This is a genomic window from Glaciecola sp. 1036, from assembly GCF_050306235.1.
In the GTDB taxonomy this organism is placed as follows: Bacteria; Pseudomonadota; Gammaproteobacteria; order Enterobacterales; family Alteromonadaceae; genus Glaciecola.
Genome location: NZ_JBLWFH010000020.1, coordinates 1 through 22,476 on the forward strand (window position 1 = coordinate 1; position 22,476 = coordinate 22,476).

20 protein-coding genes and 1 pseudogene are annotated in these 22,476 nt (G+C 40.2%); 8 read left to right on the forward strand and 13 right to left on the reverse strand.

The window, feature by feature from the left end:
* A pseudogene (locus ACNKW3_RS18515) lies at positions 1–96 on the reverse strand (group II intron maturase-specific domain-containing protein); the annotation flags it as partial.
* An 81-nt stretch (positions 97–177) separates the two neighbouring features.
* Between ACNKW3_RS18515 and ACNKW3_RS18520 the strand changes: the two are divergent.
* The 3 genes from ACNKW3_RS18520 (at position 178) to ACNKW3_RS18530 (ending at position 1,777) form a co-directional block, all read left to right on the forward strand.
* Positions 178–456 carry a type II toxin-antitoxin system RelE/ParE family toxin gene (locus ACNKW3_RS18520; RefSeq protein ID WP_427400824.1) on the forward strand — a complete coding sequence of 93 codons (279 nt, stop codon included), beginning with the start codon at positions 178–180 and terminating at the stop codon, positions 454–456.
* Positions 456–749 carry a HigA family addiction module antitoxin gene (locus ACNKW3_RS18525; RefSeq protein ID WP_427400825.1) on the forward strand — a complete coding sequence of 98 codons (294 nt, stop codon included), beginning with the start codon at positions 456–458 and terminating at the stop codon, positions 747–749. Before ACNKW3_RS18520 ends, ACNKW3_RS18525 begins: the two co-directional genes overlap by 1 nt.
* Before the next feature lie 515 nt (positions 750–1,264).
* Positions 1,265–1,777 (forward strand): hypothetical protein, encoded by a 513-nt coding sequence (locus tag ACNKW3_RS18530; RefSeq protein WP_427400826.1) that lies wholly within the window; start codon positions 1,265–1,267, stop codon positions 1,775–1,777.
* 294 nt (positions 1,778–2,071) lie between these two features.
* Here the strand turns inward: ACNKW3_RS18530 and rhaI are convergent, their stop codons facing one another.
* The 6 genes from rhaI to ACNKW3_RS18560 form a co-directional block, all read right to left on the reverse strand.
* Entirely contained in the window at positions 2,072–3,364 is a 1,293-nt protein-coding gene (rhaI, locus tag ACNKW3_RS18535) for an L-rhamnose catabolism isomerase (RefSeq protein ID WP_427400827.1), read from the reverse strand.
* A 13-nt stretch (positions 3,365–3,377) separates the two neighbouring features.
* Positions 3,378–5,570 carry a bifunctional rhamnulose-1-phosphate aldolase/short-chain dehydrogenase gene (locus ACNKW3_RS18540; RefSeq protein ID WP_427400828.1) on the reverse strand — a complete coding sequence of 731 codons (2,193 nt, stop codon included), beginning with the start codon at positions 5,568–5,570 and terminating at the stop codon, positions 3,378–3,380.
* A gap of 187 nt (positions 5,571–5,757) precedes the next feature.
* Complete coding sequence (locus ACNKW3_RS18545) at positions 5,758–6,546, reverse strand: DeoR/GlpR family DNA-binding transcription regulator (RefSeq protein ID WP_427400829.1); 789 nt, start codon at positions 6,544–6,546, stop codon at positions 5,758–5,760.
* A gap of 180 nt (positions 6,547–6,726) precedes the next feature.
* Positions 6,727–8,790: a methyl-accepting chemotaxis protein gene (locus ACNKW3_RS18550; RefSeq protein WP_427400830.1), complete on the reverse strand. Its 2,064-nt coding sequence runs from the start codon at positions 8,788–8,790 to the stop codon at positions 6,727–6,729.
* Positions 8,791–9,038: 248 nt separating this feature from the next.
* Entirely contained in the window at positions 9,039–10,961 is a 1,923-nt protein-coding gene (locus ACNKW3_RS18555) for a phytase (protein ID WP_427400831.1), read from the reverse strand.
* Positions 10,962–11,024: 63 nt separating this feature from the next.
* Positions 11,025–13,718, reverse strand: coding sequence for a TonB-dependent receptor (locus ACNKW3_RS18560; protein WP_427400832.1), 2,694 nt, complete (start codon positions 13,716–13,718; stop codon positions 11,025–11,027).
* A gap of 308 nt (positions 13,719–14,026) precedes the next feature.
* Between ACNKW3_RS18560 and ACNKW3_RS18565 the strand changes: the two genes are divergently transcribed.
* The 5 genes from ACNKW3_RS18565 to cydB all read left to right on the forward strand — a co-directional run bounded on the left by ACNKW3_RS18565 (position 14,027) and on the right by cydB (position 18,996).
* Positions 14,027–14,926, forward strand: coding sequence for a GGDEF domain-containing protein (locus ACNKW3_RS18565; protein ID WP_427400833.1), 900 nt, complete (start codon positions 14,027–14,029; stop codon positions 14,924–14,926).
* Positions 14,926–15,927, forward strand: a complete 1,002-nt coding sequence (locus ACNKW3_RS18570; protein ID WP_427400834.1) for a helix-turn-helix domain-containing protein — start codon at positions 14,926–14,928, stop codon at positions 15,925–15,927. The genes ACNKW3_RS18565 and ACNKW3_RS18570 overlap by 1 nt, the downstream gene beginning before the upstream one ends.
* A gap of 104 nt (positions 15,928–16,031) precedes the next feature.
* Positions 16,032–16,583 (forward strand): GbsR/MarR family transcriptional regulator, encoded by a 552-nt coding sequence (locus tag ACNKW3_RS18575; protein ID WP_427400876.1) that lies wholly within the window; start codon positions 16,032–16,034, stop codon positions 16,581–16,583.
* A 44-nt stretch (positions 16,584–16,627) separates the two neighbouring features.
* Positions 16,628–17,995: a cytochrome ubiquinol oxidase subunit I gene (locus ACNKW3_RS18580; protein ID WP_427400835.1), complete on the forward strand. Its 1,368-nt coding sequence runs from the start codon at positions 16,628–16,630 to the stop codon at positions 17,993–17,995.
* Complete coding sequence (cydB, locus tag ACNKW3_RS18585) at positions 17,992–18,996, forward strand: cytochrome d ubiquinol oxidase subunit II (protein WP_427400836.1); 1,005 nt, start codon at positions 17,992–17,994, stop codon at positions 18,994–18,996. Before ACNKW3_RS18580 ends, cydB begins: the two co-directional genes overlap by 4 nt.
* 11 nt (positions 18,997–19,007) lie before the next feature.
* On the opposite strand, the gene ACNKW3_RS18590 is transcribed toward cydB, so the two are convergent.
* The 6 genes from ACNKW3_RS18590 to ACNKW3_RS18615 all read right to left on the reverse strand — a co-directional run bounded on the left by ACNKW3_RS18590 (position 19,008) and on the right by ACNKW3_RS18615 (position 22,429).
* Positions 19,008–19,385, reverse strand: a complete 378-nt coding sequence (locus ACNKW3_RS18590) for a GFA family protein (RefSeq protein WP_427400837.1) — start codon at positions 19,383–19,385, stop codon at positions 19,008–19,010.
* A 34-nt stretch (positions 19,386–19,419) separates the two neighbouring features.
* Positions 19,420–20,313 (reverse strand): prenyltransferase, encoded by an 894-nt coding sequence (locus tag ACNKW3_RS18595; RefSeq protein WP_427400838.1) that lies wholly within the window; start codon positions 20,311–20,313, stop codon positions 19,420–19,422.
* Positions 20,314–20,500: 187 nt separating this feature from the next.
* On the reverse strand, positions 20,501–20,851 hold the full coding sequence (locus tag ACNKW3_RS18600; protein WP_427400839.1) for a hypothetical protein: 351 nt from the start codon (positions 20,849–20,851) through the stop codon (positions 20,501–20,503).
* Positions 20,852–20,868: 17 nt separating this feature from the next.
* Positions 20,869–21,339 (reverse strand): hypothetical protein, encoded by a 471-nt coding sequence (locus ACNKW3_RS18605; RefSeq protein ID WP_427400840.1) that lies wholly within the window; start codon positions 21,337–21,339, stop codon positions 20,869–20,871.
* Positions 21,340–21,621 (reverse strand): hypothetical protein, encoded by a 282-nt coding sequence (locus tag ACNKW3_RS18610; protein ID WP_427400841.1) that lies wholly within the window; start codon positions 21,619–21,621, stop codon positions 21,340–21,342.
* A gap of 277 nt (positions 21,622–21,898) precedes the next feature.
* Complete coding sequence (locus tag ACNKW3_RS18615; RefSeq protein WP_427400842.1) at positions 21,899–22,429, reverse strand: hypothetical protein; 531 nt, start codon at positions 22,427–22,429, stop codon at positions 21,899–21,901.
* Positions 22,430–22,476 lie beyond the last annotated feature (47 nt).

The following is a 22,476-nucleotide window of genomic DNA, read 5'->3' on the forward strand; positions in this document are numbered from 1 at the left end:
GGCGATACCAAAGTAGTTTATCCAGCCTCTTAGATATTGGCTGAGCTTAAAGATTTGGTATTGCATAGACACACCCCTGTTGCAATTAGTTAACCTTCTTACCTGTTGCTAAAATTTCTGCTTTGTTTTAATTCTTATGCGACTTGATAGTGTTGCGCAACGTGCTACAATGTTCAAATGATAAGGTCATTCAAACACAAAGGCTTAAGGCTATTCTTTGAAAAAGGAAGTACCAAAGGTATTCAAGCCGCTCATGCTTCAAAGCTACGGATGCAGCTTGCAGCTTTGCATTCGGCAAGAGAAATTAATGACTTAGATATACCTGGATATAGACTTCATCCGTTAAAAGGAAAACGAAGTAACTGGTGGTCAATTACAGTTAATGGTAATTGGCGGATTACATTCGAATTTGAAAGCGGAAATGTTTATATCCTAAATTACGAGGATTACCACTAATGAATATGCACAATCCCCCTCATCCTGGCGAGTTTATTTCTCAAACTTACATGGAACCGTTTAACTTAAGTTGTCGACAGCTTGCTAAGCACTTAAACGTAGCTGCTTCGACATTGAATCGTGTTTTGAAAACCCAAAGTGGTGTTAGTCCAGAAATGGCTATACGTTTATCTAAAGTTCTTGGTCGCAGCCCAGAAAGCTGGCTCGCAATGCAGGATCACTACGATTTATGGCAAGCCAAGCAGACTATTGAATTAGGTAAAATAACTAAGATCGAGTTAAAAGTCGCATAATCGGGTAGCCAAGGGTCTCTAACCCTCTCAGCCCCTACAACACCCTGTATGCGGCTCCTAACAGGGTGCTCTCTCTTAGGATGGTGAAGTGCGATCCACCCATCGCGCAGTAAATAAAAACCTTCGGATGTTAAATGATCAAGTTCGACACAAGGTTGATATCCACTGGCAATGCCAAAAATAGGTTATCCTGCCTCTTAGATATTGGCTACTATGCCGTTTGCTGATTTCTGCTTAATCACTTATAGAGTTGTCCCTGAAAGCGCTAACGGGTTCATCAGCTCGCAGATTTGCTAGCGGCTTTCTCCACACAATTTCTCGCGGGATTGCACTTGCCATTCGCTAGTAGTTAGCGTCTAATAACTAGATGTTAAAAGACGGTGATTTTCCTACAGAGGACTTTCACCTCATAAGTTCATATCCATGCTGGTCGTTCACAAGGTTTTTATGACGGATAAAAACAAGAGCGGATTTTACCGCATACAACGGTGTTAGAAGGCTATAAACATAGATATATGAGTATTCATCAAGTATCAGAGCTCGTTTTAAAAGTAGCAGCTATTCTTTGCTTTGTTTATGCAATTAGCCATGTTGGTTATTACTCGAGCTATTTCTTTATTGAGAGTATGCCACCCATCGATATAATTATTTCCTCGGGAATTGGGCCTATTATAGGACCTATATTTGTTGGCATTATTTTGTTTTTGAGCGCAAAGAGCCTTGGGAAGAAGTTAATCTCCTTAGAAGACAAAGCGGATAGAGCGGTCGAAATATCAATAGCTGAATGGAAGGCGATGCTTTTATCATTGATGGGGATTTTCATCGTTGTTTCTACGATCGTCCCACTAGTGAATCAGATTTTCGCTATTGTGAATATCGATAAAGGCCCAGCTTTTGAAGGTCTTCCTAGTTCTTATATAGCTTGGTTAACTGGCTATATCATTACGTTAATTATGGGGCTATGGTTTACGGTGGGCTCTAGAGGCATTGTAGGTGCTATTCGAAAATTGAGGTTTGCAGGAAGATAGCCTACTAACCATAGCATGAAACGGGACAATAGCGACGGAGCTTCGTAGGTAAGATTATTAGTTTACGTGGGGTAGTTGGTAGTGAGTACGTCGCCATTGCCCTAATGCAACTTGTAGGTATGACTCCCTTTGTCAAGTTTGAAACAACAATCCCCTGACATTTTTTCGGTCCATAAGCATATTTAAGTTAAGCTAACGCATCAGATGAGGCAGTACTATCGTCGGTTTACATGCTAGTACACTGCTTGACCGTAAATTCGGATTTACCGGTGCAAGCAGAACTTCTTGTTATTGTTAAACAATGCCGGAACCTGACGCTGAAGGATCACGAAAACGTACTTTCGCAACGTCTTGACGATAACCTGATTTACGGTAAAGGTTAATAGGATCCACTGCCGCACCTTTGCGCGCTCTCGCCATAGCTAAAATGGGAGAAATATCCATATTAAAGGCTTTTTTCAGCTCTTGAGAAGCCATAATGGCGTCATTGCTATCTTGATAACCATAAAGGTTGTCACGATTGACCATGAGGGCTTTTATATAAGAGCGTTGCACTTCTATACCAGAGATTATAAGGCTTTCAATAGGATCGGTGACATTGTGAGATTGATCTAACATGTAGGCTGGGTGGAACTCGTCTTGTTGGCGATGTTCCGCATCGACTAGCTCATTAAAGATCAAAAATTGTTGATATGGGTGAATAGAACCACTGTCTAAATCATCATCGCCATATTTACTATCATTGAAATGGAAACCGCCCAATTTCTTAAATTGAATCAGCCGAGATACTATCATTTCAATGTTAGTGTTAGGCGCATGATGGCCTAAATCCACTAAAGATTTACATTTAGGACCTAAGTGCATGGCCGCCAGAATGTTACTTCCCCAATCTTGGATAACCGTGGAATAGAAAGCAGGCTCAAACATTTTATGTTCAATGTGCATTTCCCAATCATCGGGTAGTTCACGGTAAATCATCGACATACTATCTAAATAACGTTCGAAACTTCGTTGAAAGTGCTGCTGACCAGGATGATTAGAACCATCACCAATCCATACTGTTAGGCTTTTTGCGCCTAATTGCTTACCATATTCAATACAGTCAAGGTTATGCGCTATTGCGGCTTCTCTATTCGGTTTTTGGGTATGACTCAAGCTGCCGTATTTATAACTTACTTCTTGATTTGGCTGATCTTGAAAGGTGTTTGAATTAACCGCAACCCAGGTTAAACCATAAGCATCGGCTTGCTCTTTTAACTCTGAAAAATCATCCACTATGTCCCAAGGAAAATGTGGGGATACACTAGATGTACATCCTGATAATTCATTAATAACCGAACAATCAGCCAACTTCTCAAAGATATTTCTTGGTTCACCCTCATTAGGAAAACGTGCGAATCTGGTTCCGCCGGTGCCGGTGCCCCATGAGGGAATCGCAACATCAAAAGCTTGCGCTGCTGCGGTTAATTTTTCAATATCAATATTGTCTCTGGCTAACTTTTCACCCAAAGCGGCATAATCGTAATCTAATGCTTCTTCGAGCTTACTGTTTTCATTAGCAATAAGGCCTTGATCAATTTTTTTCATTTATTACTACTCCTTAACGCAAGAAAGCTTCTTGCAAACCACCGTCTACGCTTATGACTTGGCCTGTTGTTTTACTTAATTGACCTGAAATTAACAAATATGCGGCTTCGGCTTGGTCTTCTGGTGTTATTGGTTGCTTGGTCAAAGTGCGCTGCGCATAGAAATTGGCAAGTTTTTCGCGCAACACTTCGGTACTTTCTTCTTCTGTATGTTCAATTGCATATTTACGTAAAGACGACATAACGCGATCTCGAGGAAACATACTGCTACCTTGCACGACAGTGGCTGGTGCTAGCGCATTTACGTTTATTTGCGGGGCTAGGGTTACCGCTAACTCTCGAACTAAATGATTAGCGGCTGCTTTACTTGTATCGTATGCCAAAGAGCCGCGCTTCGAAACTGCCCCGTTTACACTGGTAGTTAATACTAGAGCGCCTTTCATTAATTGTTTTTGCCAAATGCGTTGCGCTTCTGAGGCGACAATATAAGCACCTTTTACATTTACCCCAAAACTCTTATCAAATATTCTGTCATTAAGCGCGTAATCTTCACCTTCTGCCATAAAGACACCGGCGGTTACAACTACTTTATCTATTCCACCATAAGCCAATAACACTTGGGTGAACAGTGCTTGTACTGTTTCTCTTTTAGTTATATCAACAGGGAGAGCAATTGCAGGGCCACATGCAGAAACTTCACTGCCTGCTACACCAATTCCTTCCCCATATTTAGCAACAAGCTCTGCTGCAGTTTTCTGTGCAGATTCGATTTGTAAATCAGCACATACAACATGTGCGCCTTCCTTGGCGACTCTATGCGCAACGGCCTTTCCAATACCATCACCAGCGCCAATAACTACAACAACATCTCTGGCCAGTGTTTTTTCTGCAGGCATTCTTTGTAATTTTGCTTCTTCCAACGCCCAATATTCAATATCAAAAGCTTCTTGAGCAGGTAAAGCGGTGTATTCTGATACAGCTTCCGCTCCTCGAATTACCTCAATTGCACAGGTATAGAACTCGGCTGTGACTCTTGATTCGCTCTTGTTTTTGCCCCAAGTGACCATGCCAACACCCGGAATTAACATGACGGTAGGGCTAGGGTCTCGCATGGCGGGAGAATCGTCGCGCTTACAATTTTCGTAATATGCTCGATAATCTTCTCTGTATTGCGTTAAACCGGCTTCAAATTTGGTAATTAAACTATCAACCCCTTCTTTTTGAGGATTGAAATCAATATATAAAGGCTTTATTTTTGTTCTTAAGAAATGATCTGGGCAAGAGGTGCCTAATTCAGCCAAACGTGGGGCATCAACACTGTTGACGAATTCCATGGTGGCATCTGAATATTGCACTGTACCAATAAACTTCACTTTGTTGGAAATCATGCCTCGAGCGACAGGTAAAAACTCTCGTAATAACGCGGTTCTCTCATTTTCAGGTAAACTGTCATATTTCTTACCACCAAAGGTATTTTCACCTTTATCTTTAGCTTCTAAATATCGGGCTGCAGTTTCAATGACCCAAAGCGAGGTGTCATAGCAACTTTTACTTTCGGATGACCAATTCGTATGACCATGTTGACCTAGCAAAATCCCCAGAATATCGGGATTTTGTTGGTATTTTTCTTCACATAATTTGGCTGCTTCCCAACCCGGTCGCATCCAAGGAATGTAAGCAAGTTTGCCGCCCCATACTTCTTCTGTGAGTTTTTCTTGATCTTTACAAGATGCAATTGCAATCACTGCATTTGGGTGGAGGTGATCCACATGCTTTTCATTAATCATTGAATGTAGAGGCGTATCTATGGATGAAGCACGAGCGTTCAGACAAAAATTACAATGCTTGAACATGCCCACCATGCGATCCTCTCCGGCAGACTTATAGCCTTTATCTTCAAAACTTTGATATAAATTATCAAGATCACGCAATTTATCTTCATATAAGGAAGAAAAATTTTCTGACGTTGCAGTTCTGAGATCGCCGCCAGATCCTTTTACCCATAACACTTCTACAGTTTCGCCTGTTAGAGGGTCTTTCTCCATTAGCTTTGCTGAAGTATTGCCGCCCCCTGTGTTTGTAATGCGTTGGTCGGCGCCGAGAATATTTGAACGATAGACTAGATTCTCTAAAGGATCTAACTTGTCAGCTATCTCGTCTTGCCAGAGGTAATTGACGTGTTTGTAGTCATTTGACTGATAAGACATGAAGATTCCCTGTTTAAAATAGTAAATATTTGATTGAATATGTAATAAAAAGCTAACTCACAGGGTTAATATACCGACATTTCAATCTTTGTCAATCATATTCAATCATTTAATTTAACAACTTGCTTACATCTTTACTGGGAATTATTTTGACATTTGAAGCTAGTGAAGGAGCTGAAGAGCCTTTTTATTCTTCGGGGGCATCGGCAATAATTACTGTGATCCCTTGTTGTTTGAATTTCTCAATGTACCCAGGGTCGGCTTTTGAGTCTGTAATAATAGTATCCACATCACTAAGAGAACAGAATATAAGATTTCCTCTGATGCCTATTTTAGTGCTATCCACCAAAACGACTAATTTGTCAGCGCGTTTTCGCAATTTCTGTTCTGCTAAGATCAATAATGGGTCAGTCTCCATTATGCCAAATTCACTGACCCCTGGTGATCCCATGAACATCTTACTTCCGTGATAGTTTTGAGTGGTATCATTTTCAAATGAACTCAGAATGATGCTTTGTTTTCGATAGATCTCGCCGCCAGGCACGCTTACTTGATTCTGACTCGTTTCCAATAATTCATCCGCCAGCACAAAGGAATTGGTTAATATGTTGAGTCGTCTATCACTGAGAAACTCTGCCATCATAAAGGTTGATGAGCCGCCGTTTATAATAATTGAGTCGCCATCCTCACACATTTCAACAGCGACTTTAGCGATTAAGCGTTTAGCGTCGGCATTCCTTTCTTTATCTACCAAAAAAGCACCGCCAGAAAGCTTGATATTGGAGACGGGTTTAGCTTCTAATACTTGAGCGCCGCCTCTTATCTTGCGTAATTTGTTGTGTTCTTGAAGTTTATTTAAATCTCTACGGATAGTGGCTTCTGAGGCATTTAGTTGCGAGCAGAGTTCGTGCACACTGGCAAAAGTATTTTCGTCTAAAATATCCAAAATAAGTTGTTGGCGTTGCTTTTCGAGCATGTTATTTCCTCTGTACCGTAATTCCGCAGAATTTTAATTCATTGTATGCTCGACTTCACTCACTATCAATCAAAATGTTAACTTTATGATTGATATTGAAGTTTTATGTTCTGGGAATGGGAGAGATAGAAATAAAAAAAGCCAGCGAATTCGCTGGCTTCGTCAACTGCTATTAACGGTTTAAATTTTAAATGATGAAACCATTTTAGATAACTCAACCGCTTGGTTTTGCATGTTCTCAGAGGCCGCTGCGGCTTCTTCAACCAAGGCAGCATTTTGCTGAGTCACAGTATCCATTTGAATAACAGATTTACTGACTTCATCAATACTTGTTGATTGCTCTTTCGACGCGGCATCTATTTCGCTCATGATTTGACTAACATGCTTGATTGATTCAACAATTTTTTCCATGGTTTCGCCCGATTGACCAACCAACGAGTTACCGTTTTCAATTTTTCCTACAGAATCTGAAATCAGGGTTTTAATGTCTTTGGCTGCATTTGCTGAACGTTGTGCCAAGCTTCTTACCTCAGAAGCAACAACGGCAAATCCGCGGCCTTGTTCACCGGCGCGAGCGGCTTCTACTGCTGCGTTTAATGCCAAGATATTCGTTTGGAATGCAATTCCGTCAATGACCCCTATGATGTCAGAGATTTTCTGGGCTGACTCATTAATAGAAGACATTGTAGTGACAACCTGAGAAATTAAGTCACCACCGGAAATTGCGATATCAGTCGCGTCTGTAGCTAAGGTGCTTGCTTGTCCAGCGTGATCTGAGTTTTGGCGAACCGTTGAAGTGAGCTCTTCCATTGTAGAAGCTGTCTCTTCCAAACTAGATGCTTGTTCTTCTGTACGTGCAGACAAGTCTGAGTTGCCTTTCGCAATCTCGCTGGCAGCAATACTTATGGTACTAGCAGCGCTGTTGATTGTGGATACTGTTTTATGGATGCCGGTAATAAAGTTGTTTATTGCATCTTTCAATTCGGCAAACTCTGGCCCGAAGTCTTGATCAATACCTGTGGTTAAATCACCATCCGACAAATTCATCAACACACGTTTTATTTCTGCAACAGCGACTTTTCGCTCAGTGATATCAGTGGCATATTTTACCACTTTTACTGGGCGACCGTTCATATCTAAAATAGGATTATATGAAGCTTGTAGCCATACCTCTCTGCCACCTTTGGCGACCCGCTTGTATTCGTCTGAGAAGAAATTACCAGCACCTAGGTTTTCCCAAAATGCTGCGTATTCAGGGCTTCTTGCAAATTCTTTTTCCGCAAACATACTGTGGTGTTTACCTTGAATTTCATCCAATGAATAACCCATAGTATCCTGGAAGGCTTGGTTTGCAGTGAGGATGGTGCCATCTAAGTCAAATTCAATTACCGCTTGTGATTTACTGATGGCCTCTATTTGACCTTCATAATCCGCCGCTTTAACTTTTTGCTCTGTAATGTTACTGGCGTATTTTACTACCGCCATAACCTGTCCGGATTCATTCATTACTGGATTATAACTAGCATTAATCCAAACTTCTCTGCCATCTTTATCGATACGCTTAAAGTCACCAGCAGCAAATTTGCCTTTAGCTAAGTTTTCCCAGAATTCTCTGTAGGCTGAAGTATTTCTTTCTTCTTGCGGCATAAAGATTTGGTGATGTTTACCAACAATTTCAGATTCTTTATAGCCTAAGGTGTCTAGGAAATTTTTGTTGGCAGCTCTAATGATACCCTTGGGCGAAAATTCAATAACCGCTTGTGAACGATCAAGTGCATCTAACATCGCGGTCTTTTTAAGAATATCCGTTTGTTCTAACCACTCCACCATAAACCCAATGCGAGTATTTTGTTCGTCAAATAAAGGCACTAACGTCAGTTTTAAATTAAGTTCACCTACAGTAATGGAAGAAACGCTCTTGCTATTCATATCTGCTAGCATACGGCGCTGATGTGCAGGGTTCTTATGGAAAATATCGATATTTTTACCGACTAAATTGTTCGCTTCAAAATGTGGGAGTTCTTTTTGAATTTCTCTTTCGTGATCCTTGAGCAAATCGACCACCGAATCATTGGTATAAATGATGTTCAAATCGTTATCAGAAATCATTACTGCAGTGGAACTAAGCGCGAGTGCTTGAGAGATACGTCTAAGTTGAGTCAGATCCGCTTGGGCTTTTTTCGCATCATCCCTTTGCGATTCTTCGTTGCTCAAATTAAATTTAAACTTGTTAAAGAGTGTCATAGTCATACTTCCGGGATAGTATTTTAAAGTTATTACTCAGTTCTAAGTGCTTGTGAAAATTTAAAAACTCAGTAATGGGTTCATGCATTACTTTTTACTATCGGAAAATCTGCAGAAAACATTACCTTTTTTCGCTATTTTTTTTAATGCTCAAAATGGTCCGTAAAAACAAAAAAACAGCCCCTTTATGAGCTGTTTTTTATGTCTAAATAAACCATCAATACCATGGCATATTTTGGCATGTTAAATTACCTGTTTTCGAGAATAAATTTATGTAACAACTCGCCCGACACTAATTTAAAATTTTGCGCGGATAATGGCATGACATTATGACCATCTTGCACGACCAATAAACCTTTAGGAAATTGACGCCCTAAGTTTACGCTTGTGGCTTCAAGTCCATCTGTTTCCGAAACACCGTCTATGTTGAGGTCATAATTGATACCTATATCAAAGGTGCCCAAGAGCTTATTGCCATTGTCCACCGCATAAACTGCAAAGCTGTTGTTTCCCTGACTTGAAACGACCAAGTATGCTTGATTGTCGACATAATATAGCCCCATACCTTCAATATCTGGCTCTACTGTATTTTCGGCTAAGGCGATAAGTTGAGGTGCTTGTGCTGGCGTTTCTAAATTTCTTAACCAAACGCCAGTTGATTCTTCTCCGTAAAACAGGCGCCCACTGGCATCTTCTACTACGCAACCTTCTGGTTGACTATCCACTGTAAACGAGTGGATTAAATCTGCGGTAAAATGATCAGCGGTTTTGGTATTCAACCTATATTGATTGTAAGTTCCACTAGTGTCATTGATCAAAACATCTAAGCCTTGTGCATGCTGATACAAACAAATGCCGTAAACATCATCCAAGTTAGTATCAATATCAGCAAGATAACTTACTTCGCCTGCGTCAGGACTGATGCCAAAAATAGTCATGGACTGGTGAGTGCGGTTACTTGCTACGGCAATATCCAATTTAGTGTCGCCGACTAGCACACCTTTACGAACATCGATGTTATTGATTCTTCCGACGTCCATACTTTGCAAAAGCTCTCCTGCCAATGTGTAAACATTTAAGCCAAACTTTTTGTCAGTACCTAAAATCAAACTCTTTTCTGGATTATCCGAATTTATCCAAATAGCGGGATCATCCGCAGCATCACCATGTCGTTGCACTGGATGAGTTTGTGCCGCAGCTACAAAGGTTGCGTTGACTGTTTTCTCAAGATGTTTTGTCGGCATTAAATTCAACGGCGATAACTCTGAGATGGCAATTACTTTAGTCGTCAACTCATCTTTGTCTTCGTTATAAAGCCCTAAAACAACCTCGCTATATTCACCTTGAGTTAATGGGAAAGCGTTAATATTGTTGTAAGACCCTGCTGAAACTTTTACCTTTACTGGCTCTTCTCCAAGGCTAGTAAAGATAATGTCATTGGCATCCTGACTCACATAAGAAACTACACCAGGGGCAACAACACTGATACTTTCTACTTCTATTGCGTTAAAAGGTAACAAGTTTCGTTCTAACTGCCCCTCAGGTTTGGCGTCCATTGACCAAATCCCAAGTTCTTCTTCCACCGTCAATAATTGTTGCTGGCTATCGTCTACGGCGCAGTCTTTCACGTTGTAGCCAACAGTTAGCTGTCGCATATTGATTAACCTTGGTTGAGCATCATGGGAGTTCGCTATTAAAAACTGGTTAGCTTGGCCTAATGCATCAACAGTAAATAGATAGAGTTTTTGTTCGATATTGGCTAAACAAACCGCTTCTACATCGGCATCCGTTGCCTTAAGCAACAATTTCGGTGTGAATTGAGAGCTGGTAAGGTCTAATTCAATAATATCGACATCTGACGTTTCACTATCAAGTGCCGCTATTAGCAGTTGTTGTTTTTTCGTATCGACAAAGCGCCAGTCCATGCTGGCGACTCTACCCGACCAGCTAGCATCAGCCTGAGCGTTAGTTTTACGCCATTGAATACCCGTTTTATTATCAGAAACAAGATAGCTAACCTGTTTTTCAACTATCAAAGGGTGAATTTCCTGACCTTTTACACCTACTTGTTTTGGTGCAATGGTAGTTGAATTTTGCGCTGCGCTACAGCCCGAAATTAACAGGTTTAGCGCAGCAAGAGTTATCAATGTCTTACATGAATTTCTTAGCATTTTGTTTGTACTGTCCCATTTTGATTATTCATGAATGATTCGAATAGCCGACAATACTGCCGACTAGAGCTGCCACCTGAAACCAAACTCTATTGTTCTACCATACTCTTCGTACTGCGCGTTTTGATTGCGTTGGTCGAAGTATCCATAGAAAGGCTCATCCGTTAAATTCACTACATTGAGATACAAATTCAAATCGTCATTGATAAAATATTTGCCTGAAAAATCAACCTGTTGATGGTCATCTTCATAGCGTAGGAAGTCCCCATCAATCTCTTCAAAGTTTTCACTCTTGTAAGTCATGGTTAAGCGCAGTGACCATGCGTTGTCTTCATAGCCTACAGTTAAGTTGCCGACAGTGTCAGACTGATTGGGTAAACTAGTTTCAAAGCGTTCGCCATCTAAGAAAGTTGTGGCTTCACTATCAGAAAAAGTACCGTTTACTGAAAATAATAGGCCGTTATCAAAGGTTTTTACCCAAGAAAGCTCTACACCAGAGAGGGTGGCTTCATCACCGTTAATAGGTTGAATAACTTCGTCAAAGCCGACCCAATCTGGCGTGCCAGCCACGTCTGCTAACACCACAAAATTATCAATTTGCTTATAGAAGATACCGGCCGAAATTACACCTATGGTATCCGGATAGTATTCCAAGGATATATCGAAGTTGTTTGCTTCATAAGGTTGTAGTTCTGGGTTACCTACTTCAGCTTCTCTTTCGGTGACAAATTCGCCGTCATCTTCTTCGGTTTTACTTTCAATTATCTGAAAGGCTGCGGATTGTTCAAAAATAGGGCGTGAGATAGTTTGGGCAAATGCACCGCGTAAAATTAACTTATCGGAAAATGCATATCGAGCATTCATACTGAATAAGAGATGATCATAGTCTCTGTCTACTTCCCATGGCGTATTTACCACTTCTTCAATATCATTTTCTTCATCTTCGATTAGTTCAACTCTAGAACCCGAAGTACTAAAATCGGTTTTTTCGTATCTGACACCAGCAACTAAGCGCACTTTATCCCAATCAAACTGCCCCATACTGTAAACAGCGAAAATGTCTTCATTGTTTATATAAGAAGCACCTTTTGATTCGATTTCTGAATCCAGTTCTTCTAATTCTAAGACGCTTTGACTCTGGTTATAAAAAGATCGTAAAACACCACGGTTAAGGCCGGGACCGAAATCACCCAATCCATAGTCTGGCGTGACGTCTGCAAATTGTGTTGGATCTAAGTCATCAAAATCACCACCATATATATCAATTTTTGCAATGGCTTGTTTTTCACGATCACGGTATTTAAAACCAGATTTAATTTTTGTTAGACCATTTTTAGCACTAAATAATCGGGTAAGGTTTGCTTGTATACTATGCTCGGTATCTTCGGCTAAATTGTTTTCGAAACTAATTTCGTCAACTTCATAGGTAGAGAAGTCGTTTGCATCGCTATTCACTGAAACGCTTGGAATCACGCGCTGTAAGTCAGCTTCTACACTCGGGTTTTCAGTGACTAAGGTGTAATATAACGCGCTTGGTTCTTTCTCATCTGACTTTGCATAACCAAGCTGATAGTCGAATAACCATTGATTGCGCTCGTGTTCACCGCCAGCAGAAACAGTGAAAATTGTTTGGGTCTCTTCTCTATCTTTTGATTCTCTTTCGATCTCTGAATCTTCACCGTCTAACACATAGATATTTGCCTGACGATATTCGTCATCTGAAAACTCGCTGTATAAGGTGCGTAGGAAATAAGCATCATTAAAGTTAGGACGATAATCGATGTTTAACGCGCCGCCAATTCGCTCGCGCGTAATGGCGTAATGACGTTGTTCAACTTCATCTTCAGCATTTGATTCTATGTTGTCAGAACCGAAATCCCGCTTGAAATAGGAAAGCGCCGCAGCAACTCCCCATTTGTCATCGAATAAACGCGTTGCTGTTAAAGAGGCCTTTGGAGAGGTTTCTGATCGAAGCTCATTATGGCTCGCCTGCAAAGATACTATGGTTGTATCTTGGGTACGGTCAAACGCACTGATGCTTTTTACATTGATAGCACCACCTACAGCGTCAGCATCCATATCTGCTGAAATCGACTTTGACACTTCTAAGGTTTGAATCAGCTCAGAGGGGATAACGTCTAATGCCACTGAGCGCACGCCAGCCTCGGGTGAAGGAATATTCAAACCATTGATGGTGACATTGTTGAGGTTAGGATCTATACCTCTGATACCAACAAAGCGACCCTCACCTTGGTCACGTTCAATAGAAATACCGGGCAAACGCTGTAAAGATTCAGCAGCATTTTGATCTGGGAAATCACCAATACCATCGGCAGATACTACTGATACTATGTTGGTCGAATTTTTTTGCTGATTAATTGCGCTAGCCTTTCCACTGCGTTGACCGCGAGTAATAACTTCGTCAATCACCTGGCCCTTTGGAACAAGCACTATGCTGGGTAAGAGGTTTTCACCCTGACTCAAGGTCACCGTTTGAGTGATTGGTTCAAAGCCAGAATACGTAATAGTGAGTTCATATTCACCTGTGGGTAAATTTGGAAATCTAAAGGTGCCATCGGTTTTTGAAAGGGAATTACGATTCAACGATTTAATTTCAACCTTAGCGCCAGCAAAGACACTTTGGTTATTTTGATCAACCAGCTTTCCATACAAGCTTGCAGATTCTTGTGATATTGCCTGTGCAGATGCCAATGAAAGGCTGATTGCCGCCGCCACAGTGCTGAACTTGATGCTCATGGACTTTTTCCTTTAGTGAATATTAATAAAAATCGCGGACACCCTACTGAGGCTAAATGACAGATTCGTGACAGATTTTTTTCACTTTATTGAATGGCATCTTTATTCAGCTAGAAATTGCTGTTTTAAAAACTCCTTGAGCCAAAATGACCCCCTTGCAAGACCATAAAATACGGCTATTTAGGCAAAATATTACTCTTCCTTTTGTTTTACATTCATGCTTTTGTCATATCTTTGAGCCAATATGACCCTTGTATCTATGTTGCACCCTATACATGGTGTAGCAAAATTTTTAGTTGGATTCGCTCATGTCATTTTCAATGTTATCTCAGCACAAGCCGCTGATAATCACTTATTTGTTCACTGTAATAGCGGTTTTTATGGTGTGTTCAATGTCTGGAGAATTAGTCAGTTGGCAACAAATAAAATTCTCGGATGTAATAGGTGAGGGCAGCATACTGCTATTAAGCGGCTTTTGGGCGTTTGCTGTATTGGTAAGCAGACCTCCGGGTCGAGTTACCACTTTTCTGGTGCTTGGGCTTACCTTATTTACCGCATCTTCGTTAATCGATTTCTTAGACGAATTTACCGATCCTTATTCGTCGAGTACTTGGTTGAGTTTCGTTGAATCGATTCCGGCGGCAATTGGTATGCTTGTAATGTCGGTTGCTTTGTATTGGTGGCATCAAGAACAATTGTCCTTGAATCGCCAGTTGTACCGTCGTGAATTAGATTATCGATGGCACAAAGAAATCGACCCTATTACCTTGCTGTACAGAGGTAACTACTTTATTGATCGCGCGAAACAGCAAATTCCTCTGCATCAAAATACCAGTTTAGTGGTGTTTGATTTGGTCAGTTTCTCCTCAATTAATCGTCAATTTGGTTTAGCCGAAGGCGATAGAATTTTACGAGAAGTAGCTCAGCTGTTAGTGATGAATTTGCGTAGTTCTGATTTGGCATGTCGTTATGCCGGAGACAGATTTGTTGTCTTACTACCAAATACGGATTTTGATAATGCCCAGTCTATCGCATTACAAATACAAAAAAGTATTCAATCTGTTGCTTTTAAACCCCACAAAGCAAATGCGCCCTTGTTTACCCACATGAGATTTGTCTTTGATACTTTGAACCAAGGCCAACCTCTGGAACAAAGTTTACAAGCCTTGAACCAAGCTATTGATAATATGAGTGAAGTTGCTGCTTGATGCCATTAGAATATTTCACCAACAAGGATAAATTTTTACCGGCTAACTTGCTGCCTAAAGCCTTATATGAGCTAGCAGTAGCAAGAGGTGCTGATGCTCAAAAATTGCTTGTTGGTACGGGAATATTCTTACAAGATTTTGAAAACGATTCTCAAGTAAGTTGTAATCAGTTACTGACATTAATTGCTAACGCACAAACATTGAGTCAGGGTCAGGATCTAGGTTTTCAGTTTGGGCGCACCCTAATTGACTTATTGCCTGATGACATTCAAGACGTGCTTTCTAGCGCTAAGGATTTCCATCATTGCTTAAAGTTGATGGCCTTACTAAAACCCCAACTTTATCCCTTTATGTCTTCCTTTAACCACATAGATGAAGATACCCTATACCTACAGTTTTTTGATCCCATTGGGCTTGGGAAACAGCAGCGGTTTATTCAAGAAGCTAGTTGTGCAGCTCTAGTAAGTTTATCTAAACTTTGTACGGGGCGACGCCTTAAATTTTCCTTTAGTTTTCCGTTTGCTCGACCTAAATATATGTATGAGTATGAAGAAAGCTTAGGCACGCGATTGGAATTTCAAGCACCAACCTTGATGGTCAAAATAGCGCACAATGACACCCAAATTACTTGCAAAGACGCCAATCCTAAATTACATAGTTACGCTCTTAAGCAAGTTAAAACCCAATACAAAGTTCGCTACAGTTTGCTTGAACAAGTACGCTTAATATTGCGAAAAGCGCCCCAAACCACCTTGCCTGATGCTGCTGCATTATTTGATATGAGCCCTGCTTCACTCAAACGTCTGTTAAAAGAGCATAGTACCAGCTTTCAACAATTACATGATGAATTGCGCCGCCAAGAAGCCATGTATTACTTGCAGATTCAAAAATTAAAAAACGAGCAAACAGCCAGTAAAATGCGTTTTACCGACGTGAATAATTTTAGAAAAGCGGTAAAGCGCTGGACCGGTTTAACGCCTAATAAGCTGCGTTCTTTTTAAAAATCAAACCTGTTATTTTTAAATTATGGTGAAATTTTTATTGATCTAAATCAATCTTATTATATACTTTCAATAATTTCTGAAACTTCCGAATTAATTAAATGATGCAAATGACACCTATGATAGAGACCTTTGTTTTCCATTTCGGTGAAATGGGTAGCAGATGGGGATTTAACCGAACCGTTGGTCAGATACTGGCATTACTGGTGATTTCTGAAGAACCTTTAAGTGCAAACGATATTGGCGACTGCCTTGGAATATCTCGCGGTAATGTAAGCATGGGATTAAAAGAACTGAGCAGTTGGCAATTGGTGAAAACCCAATACAAGGCCGGTGATCGTAAAGACTATTACCAAGCCAAAGGCAGTATTTGGGATATGGCCAATAAAGTATTCGAAGAACGTCGTAAACGGGAAATAGACCCTACCATGTCTATTTTGCGCGACATTATGCTAGACGAAGCGGCGAATCAAAAAGAAGCCTATGCACAACAGCAAATTCATCAGATTCACGATTTGCTCGAAAACATCACCCACTGGACCCAAAGTTTACAAAGTCTTTCGCCAGAAAAACTCAATGCCTTAATGAAGCTGGGATCTGGTGTAGGTAAGGTGTTGGATTTAAAAGATAAGCTGATCCAAAAGAAAGTCGATTAGCTAGCCATTAATAGATTTTTTATTTTTTTATCGAGGTATTTTTAATGGATGCCCTCATCCTTTCGCGCATTCAATTTGCTGCGAACATTAGTTTTCACATTCTGTTTCCTACCATCACTATCGCCCTTGGGTGGCTGCTGTTTTATTTTAAACTGCGTTTTAATTTTTCCGGCCATCCAGTGTGGATGCGCGCTTATAGATTTTGGGTCAAGGTATTTGCTTTGTCTTTCGCTATGGGAGTTGTCAGCGGCATCACAATGTCTTTTCAATTTGGCACAAATTGGCCTGGATATATGGAGTCAGTGGGGAATATTGCTGGCCCCTTGTTGGCATACGAAATACTCACAGCATTTTTCTTAGAAGCCACCATGTTAGGCATAATGTTGTTTGGTTCAAATAGGGTACCTAGTTGGGTACATACCCTAGCCACCTTTTTAGTAGCCTTTGGTACAACAATGTCAGCTTTTTGGATTCTGGCCCTAAATTCTTGGATGCAAACCCCAGACGGTTTTGAAATGCGAGACGGAATCGCTCACGCCACTGATTGGTTTGCCGTTATTTTTAATCCCTCGTTTCCTTACAGACTCACACATACTTTGTTAAGTTCTGGTCTCACAGTGTGCTTTTTAGTGGCAGGTATATCGGCTTATCGTTTGCTATATAAAGATCATAAAAAAGCCCCACGATTAACGTTAAAAACCGCTGTGATTACAGCTGCCATACTGGCTCCTCTTCAAGCTTTTGTAGGTGATATGCATGGTCTAAATACCCTTGAACATCAGCCGGCGAAGGTGGCTGCTATGGAGGGTTTGTGGCATACCGTAAATGGTGCACCTTTGGTGTTATTTGGCATCCCAGATGCTGAAACGCAAACTAATAAATATGCTCTGGAAATACCCGGAATGGCCAGTTTTATTTTAACCCATGATTTCGATGGCGAGTTAAAAGGCATAAATGAATTTGAAGGTGAACATCCGCCCGTGGCACCGGTGTTTTTTAGTTTCCGTGTCATGGTTGGCATAGGGTTGCTGATGATTTTTATTTCTTGGTGGAGCACAGCTACCGTCTTACGGAAAAAATCGTTGAGTAAGTTACAACTAAAAATCTTAATTGGTATGACCTTTTCTGGCTGGGTCGCTACCTTAGCCGGTTGGTATGTAACCGAAATTGGCAGGCAACCTTTCATTGTGCATGGCGTGGTAAAAACTGCTGATGCGGTAACCACTATCGCGGGTGAAAACGTCGCCTTTACGTTGGCCATGTATATCTCAATTTATATAGTCTTACTTATTGCCTATATCAGCACCATTTTCCGCATGGCTGGAAAAGCGGTGAAAGAAGAAGAATATGATTTAACGCCACCGGGACTTCCTGAAAGTGAAAAAGGTGACGCTCAGGAGGTAGCAGCATGAACTGGTTAGATCAACACACATTAGCATTGATATTTGCAGGGTTAACCGCTTTTTCGATCTTACTTTATGCAATGCTAGATGGATACGACTTAGGCGTCGGAATCACTCTGCCAATGAACAATGAGGCATGGCGCGACACTTCTATTGCTTCTATTGGTCCCTTTTGGGATGCGAATGAAACTTGGTTGGTATTAGCCGTAGGATTGCTCTTGGTTGCTTTCCCTGCAGCCCATAGTGCCATCCTAAAAGCGCTTTATTTACCAGCCTCATTTTTGTTAATAGGCTTGATACTGCGCGGAGTGGCATTTGATTTTCGTGCCAAGGTAAAACCTGAACATAAACTACGTTGGGATTGGGTATTTAAAATTGGTTCAATAATCGCCTCATTTAGCCAAGGCTTTATGCTGGGTTTATATGTAGTTGGATTGGAATATACCTATCTTAATGTGGTTTTTGCTTTGTTCAGTGGTTTTTGTGTCACTGCTGCTTATGCGTTGATCGGAAACGCTTGGTTGATATTAAAAACCACAGATGAAATTCAACTTCACGCTATCAAGCGCTGCAGGCAGTCAGGCATGTTGGCCTTTTTCGGTATCTTAGCGGTAAGCTTGATTAATCCTATTGTAAACGTCAATGTGCTGAATGTGTGGACGTCTCCACCTTTTGCTTACTTCTTTGCCATTATCCCTATCACTTGTTTCGCCATGTTTGCCATTGGATACAAGGTGTTGAAAGATTTACCTCTAGAGGATGATCAGGGTGCTGGACTGCCATTTTTAATGAGTTGCGTAATATTTTTTACCAGCTTTGTCGGATTAGCCTTGAGCTTTTACCCTTATGTGGTACCGAATCAGTTAACTATTTATCAAGCGGCGAGTTCAGCTGAGTCTCTGAATATTATATTTATAGGCGCGGTATTTGTTGTACCTGTGATTGCTGCTTACACAGTGTTTGCGTATTTTACTTTCCGAGGAAAAGCGGACGAATTGAAATACTACTAATCTGTAAAAAGCTACCTTGATTTATACGCAAGCTTAGCTGCATTTTGTTCCCAGTTTTGCCCATCAAAGTCGACGATACTGACATATTTGGGCAATCTTTTAAGCGCATTCACATTGATACTAATGCCATCTGGATTTGAGCGCGGAGTATAAAATGCTTTAACGCCACAATGTTTACAAAAAGTGTGTTGGGCAACACCAGTGTTGAACTTATAATTGCTAAGAGAATCGTCACCGGACAATAGTGTAAAGTCTCGTAGTGGAATAATAATCTGTACCAAGCCGAACATTTTGCAAATACTGCAATTACATCTTTCACACTCTACTGAATCGGGCAATTCAACCTCGAATTTCACCGATTCACAATGGCAACTTCCTTGGTATTTCATAGTTTTCTCTGATTATTATTCGCGCATCATTTGATTAATCAACGTACAATATTACCGACATTAGTAGCGGATAGGCAAGACTGATGATCACATTTATTCCCATAAAAGGGATTAATTTTCTTATATCCCTGTGTTTCAAATATTTTGATAAGCCTTTAAAACAAAATAAGCCCAGTGACATCAAAACTAATAAAAGGTAAGACCAATTTGGGAGGTCGTTAAGCGTCAAAATTAAAAAACAGGTATAGGTTGCGATTATCCACTGCAACAGATACATCCATTTCCCATTTTCTTCTCCATAAAATATGATGAAGTGTTTACGACCCGCTTGTTTGTCTGCCTCTACGTCCGGATATTGATTCAATAACAATAAATTGTTTACTAGGCAAAACACCGGGATGCTGTAAATAAGCAGTTGGTCATCAAAACTTCCTGTCATTACAAAAAAGCTTCCAACCACCATTACTAGCCCGAAACCAATACCAGGAGCAATCAAACACAAGATAGGCATTCGGTTGATCAAGGGTGTATAAAATAACACGCAAGCTAAACCAAGTAAGCCCAATGGAATCAGCACCCAGCTTACTTTGATCACAAAAAATAAACCTATACAGAAGACTATTACTGCAAGTAAATAACCTGTCCATTTAACTGCATTAGCCGCTTTGGGATTTATAGGTAGAGCGCCACTCCCTCCGCTGAATGGTGTACGTTGTGTGTTGGTGTCTAGGTTTGATTTAAAATCTTGATATTCATTTAGCATATTCACGCTAGCGTGAGCGAGCACAGCAGCAATAAAGCATAAAACAACACTAACAAGATCATAGGAATATTCTTTGTGACTAGCATAGGCTAATGCCACTAATACACAAAGCGGTGCTAGAACTAAAAATGGGGGTCTAGCGGTAGCAAAAAGAGTTCTAATCATCTTGTTCCTTAAGTTTTATCCTTGCATCAGCCTTATTTGAGTTTGGTATTAGATAAGGAAAGTTGACTAGGGAACATTGCCAACAATTTAATCAAATACTTATTGCTAATATACACATACCTAGAAATTAGGGATATTTTTATGGTGAATACTTACCTTATTCTATCTTTGCTAATCTAAAAGCCTATTATTCGTTTTTAATCGATTGTTTGGCGTTACATCGAAGTGCGTTGTTGAATATTTTTGATACTTTCCCCGTAGCAACAATCTTATTCCCCTCTTGAACTTTAAACTTAAATCCTTCCGTTAACTTACCATTCAAGAGTTCAGGACTTAAAAAAGTAAAATAAGCATAAGCAGACTGACCAGGCATTATTTGATTTGTCCCTACATATTCATGGACAGCATCTAATAAAACCTCTTCCAATCCAAAATCATGCTTTCCACGGTATGATGAAAATACTGGTGTTTTTCTGCCACCATCACTAGTGCTCAAAAACTTTAAATCTACTGAAATATCAAAGTCGCGAGTTATCATTTTTTACTTAACACTTGTTATATGTTTTCGTAAATTGAAAAAACACCATTCTCATCATGAAACAATCCTTTGCTCTCATATTTACATTCACCGTTCTTTTTTAAACCAGCACCAATATATCCAAAATTAACTAGACTTTGCGTTCTGCTTGCTCGTTCTAATATTCCCAAAGCTTCTATGTGAAGACTTCGATTGATCAAATTCACGTATGATTTCCATTTTTCGGAATCATAGTTGCCAGTGATTGAAATTATCTCGCAACCAGAAGAATCATAATTAAATTTGCCTACTACTTTGGCAATCAATTTAAACTCAGTTTCAGTATTTCGCAATTCAATAACTTTAACAGGAAATGTACTACCACCGGAGTTTGCATGAAATGACATTACTAAAAAAATAAAGATAGTAAGTAATCTACTCTTTAGCATATAACGCCATTTTAAGCTGTAGGACGGCGCATTGGTGGAACATCTGTCTACATATGACATTTACTCACCGCCGCCACCGCAATCACCAGAATCACTGTAATTACTTCCCGACGTTGATAATGTATCGCCATGGGAATTGCAATTTGGGGATAATCCTAATTGTCGCGTTTTGAACTTTGCTAGTATTACTCCAAATATTGGAACAGCTATCATGATAAAAATAAGCCACTTTTTTGCTAAGGAAGATAGAAATAAATCCTCAGCAACTGAGATACCGACAGAAATGAGTATCGATGAGTACACAAGGCCTGTGAGAATTAAAATAATGGTGCTTGTTTCCAATGCTATTCAATCCTCTTAGCTATATGACAATTAAATCTTGACCCAAAGGAACGTTATTATCTCAAAAGTAAGCCCATGTTCCTCTTTTCTTTACTAATAACAAATATATGAAGCCTATGCCAGCGATAGTGTTCTGAAGATGATCCATTTCTTTTAATGGGAGAATCTTTTTTGGTAAAAGCGCTTATCTCGGTTGGTAAACGAGTTAGCCAGTTATGGCGTGACTGTTACGGAAGCAAGTAGCTTATCGTGATGATAATTTCTGTTAAACGTGTCGTTAGCCGTTCTCCAGCCCATTTTCTGCTCTTTGCTTTCTGATTTCGTCTTTGCTTGATTCAACTCTGTTACGAATTTCATTGAAGCCATTTTCGATTTCTTTATAAATTTCCTTATTTGTGTCTTTGGGTGTGAAATGGTTTGGTTTTTCAGCATGCCAAATCAAAGCACTATCAATCAGTGCAACCCAATTGTCAGGGTCTGAGCCTGCATATTCATTTATTGGGGAGCCAATCATATATTTAAGAGAAGAATAAAGAGCAGGATCTCCAGATGGTTCTAATTCTGGATTCGCCATTAAGTATGCCCTAAATCGAATCTGACCAACGTAATACCATTTTACAGCCTCGTTTTTCTCATCTTCTCCGAAAAGTTTGGCTGCTAGGATCAAGTAAGTAGCTGGGTGTTTGCTCTCGATCCCTTCCTTAAGTTCGTCACTTGATTGCTCAAAGAAATCAGATGTTGCAAAGCAATTTTGAATAACCAAATGGCTTAATATAGATATGAATACAAAATATTTGAAAGTTTTCACCGTCAATCACTCTCTCCCTTAGAATAGCTAACGTCGCAAACAGCGAC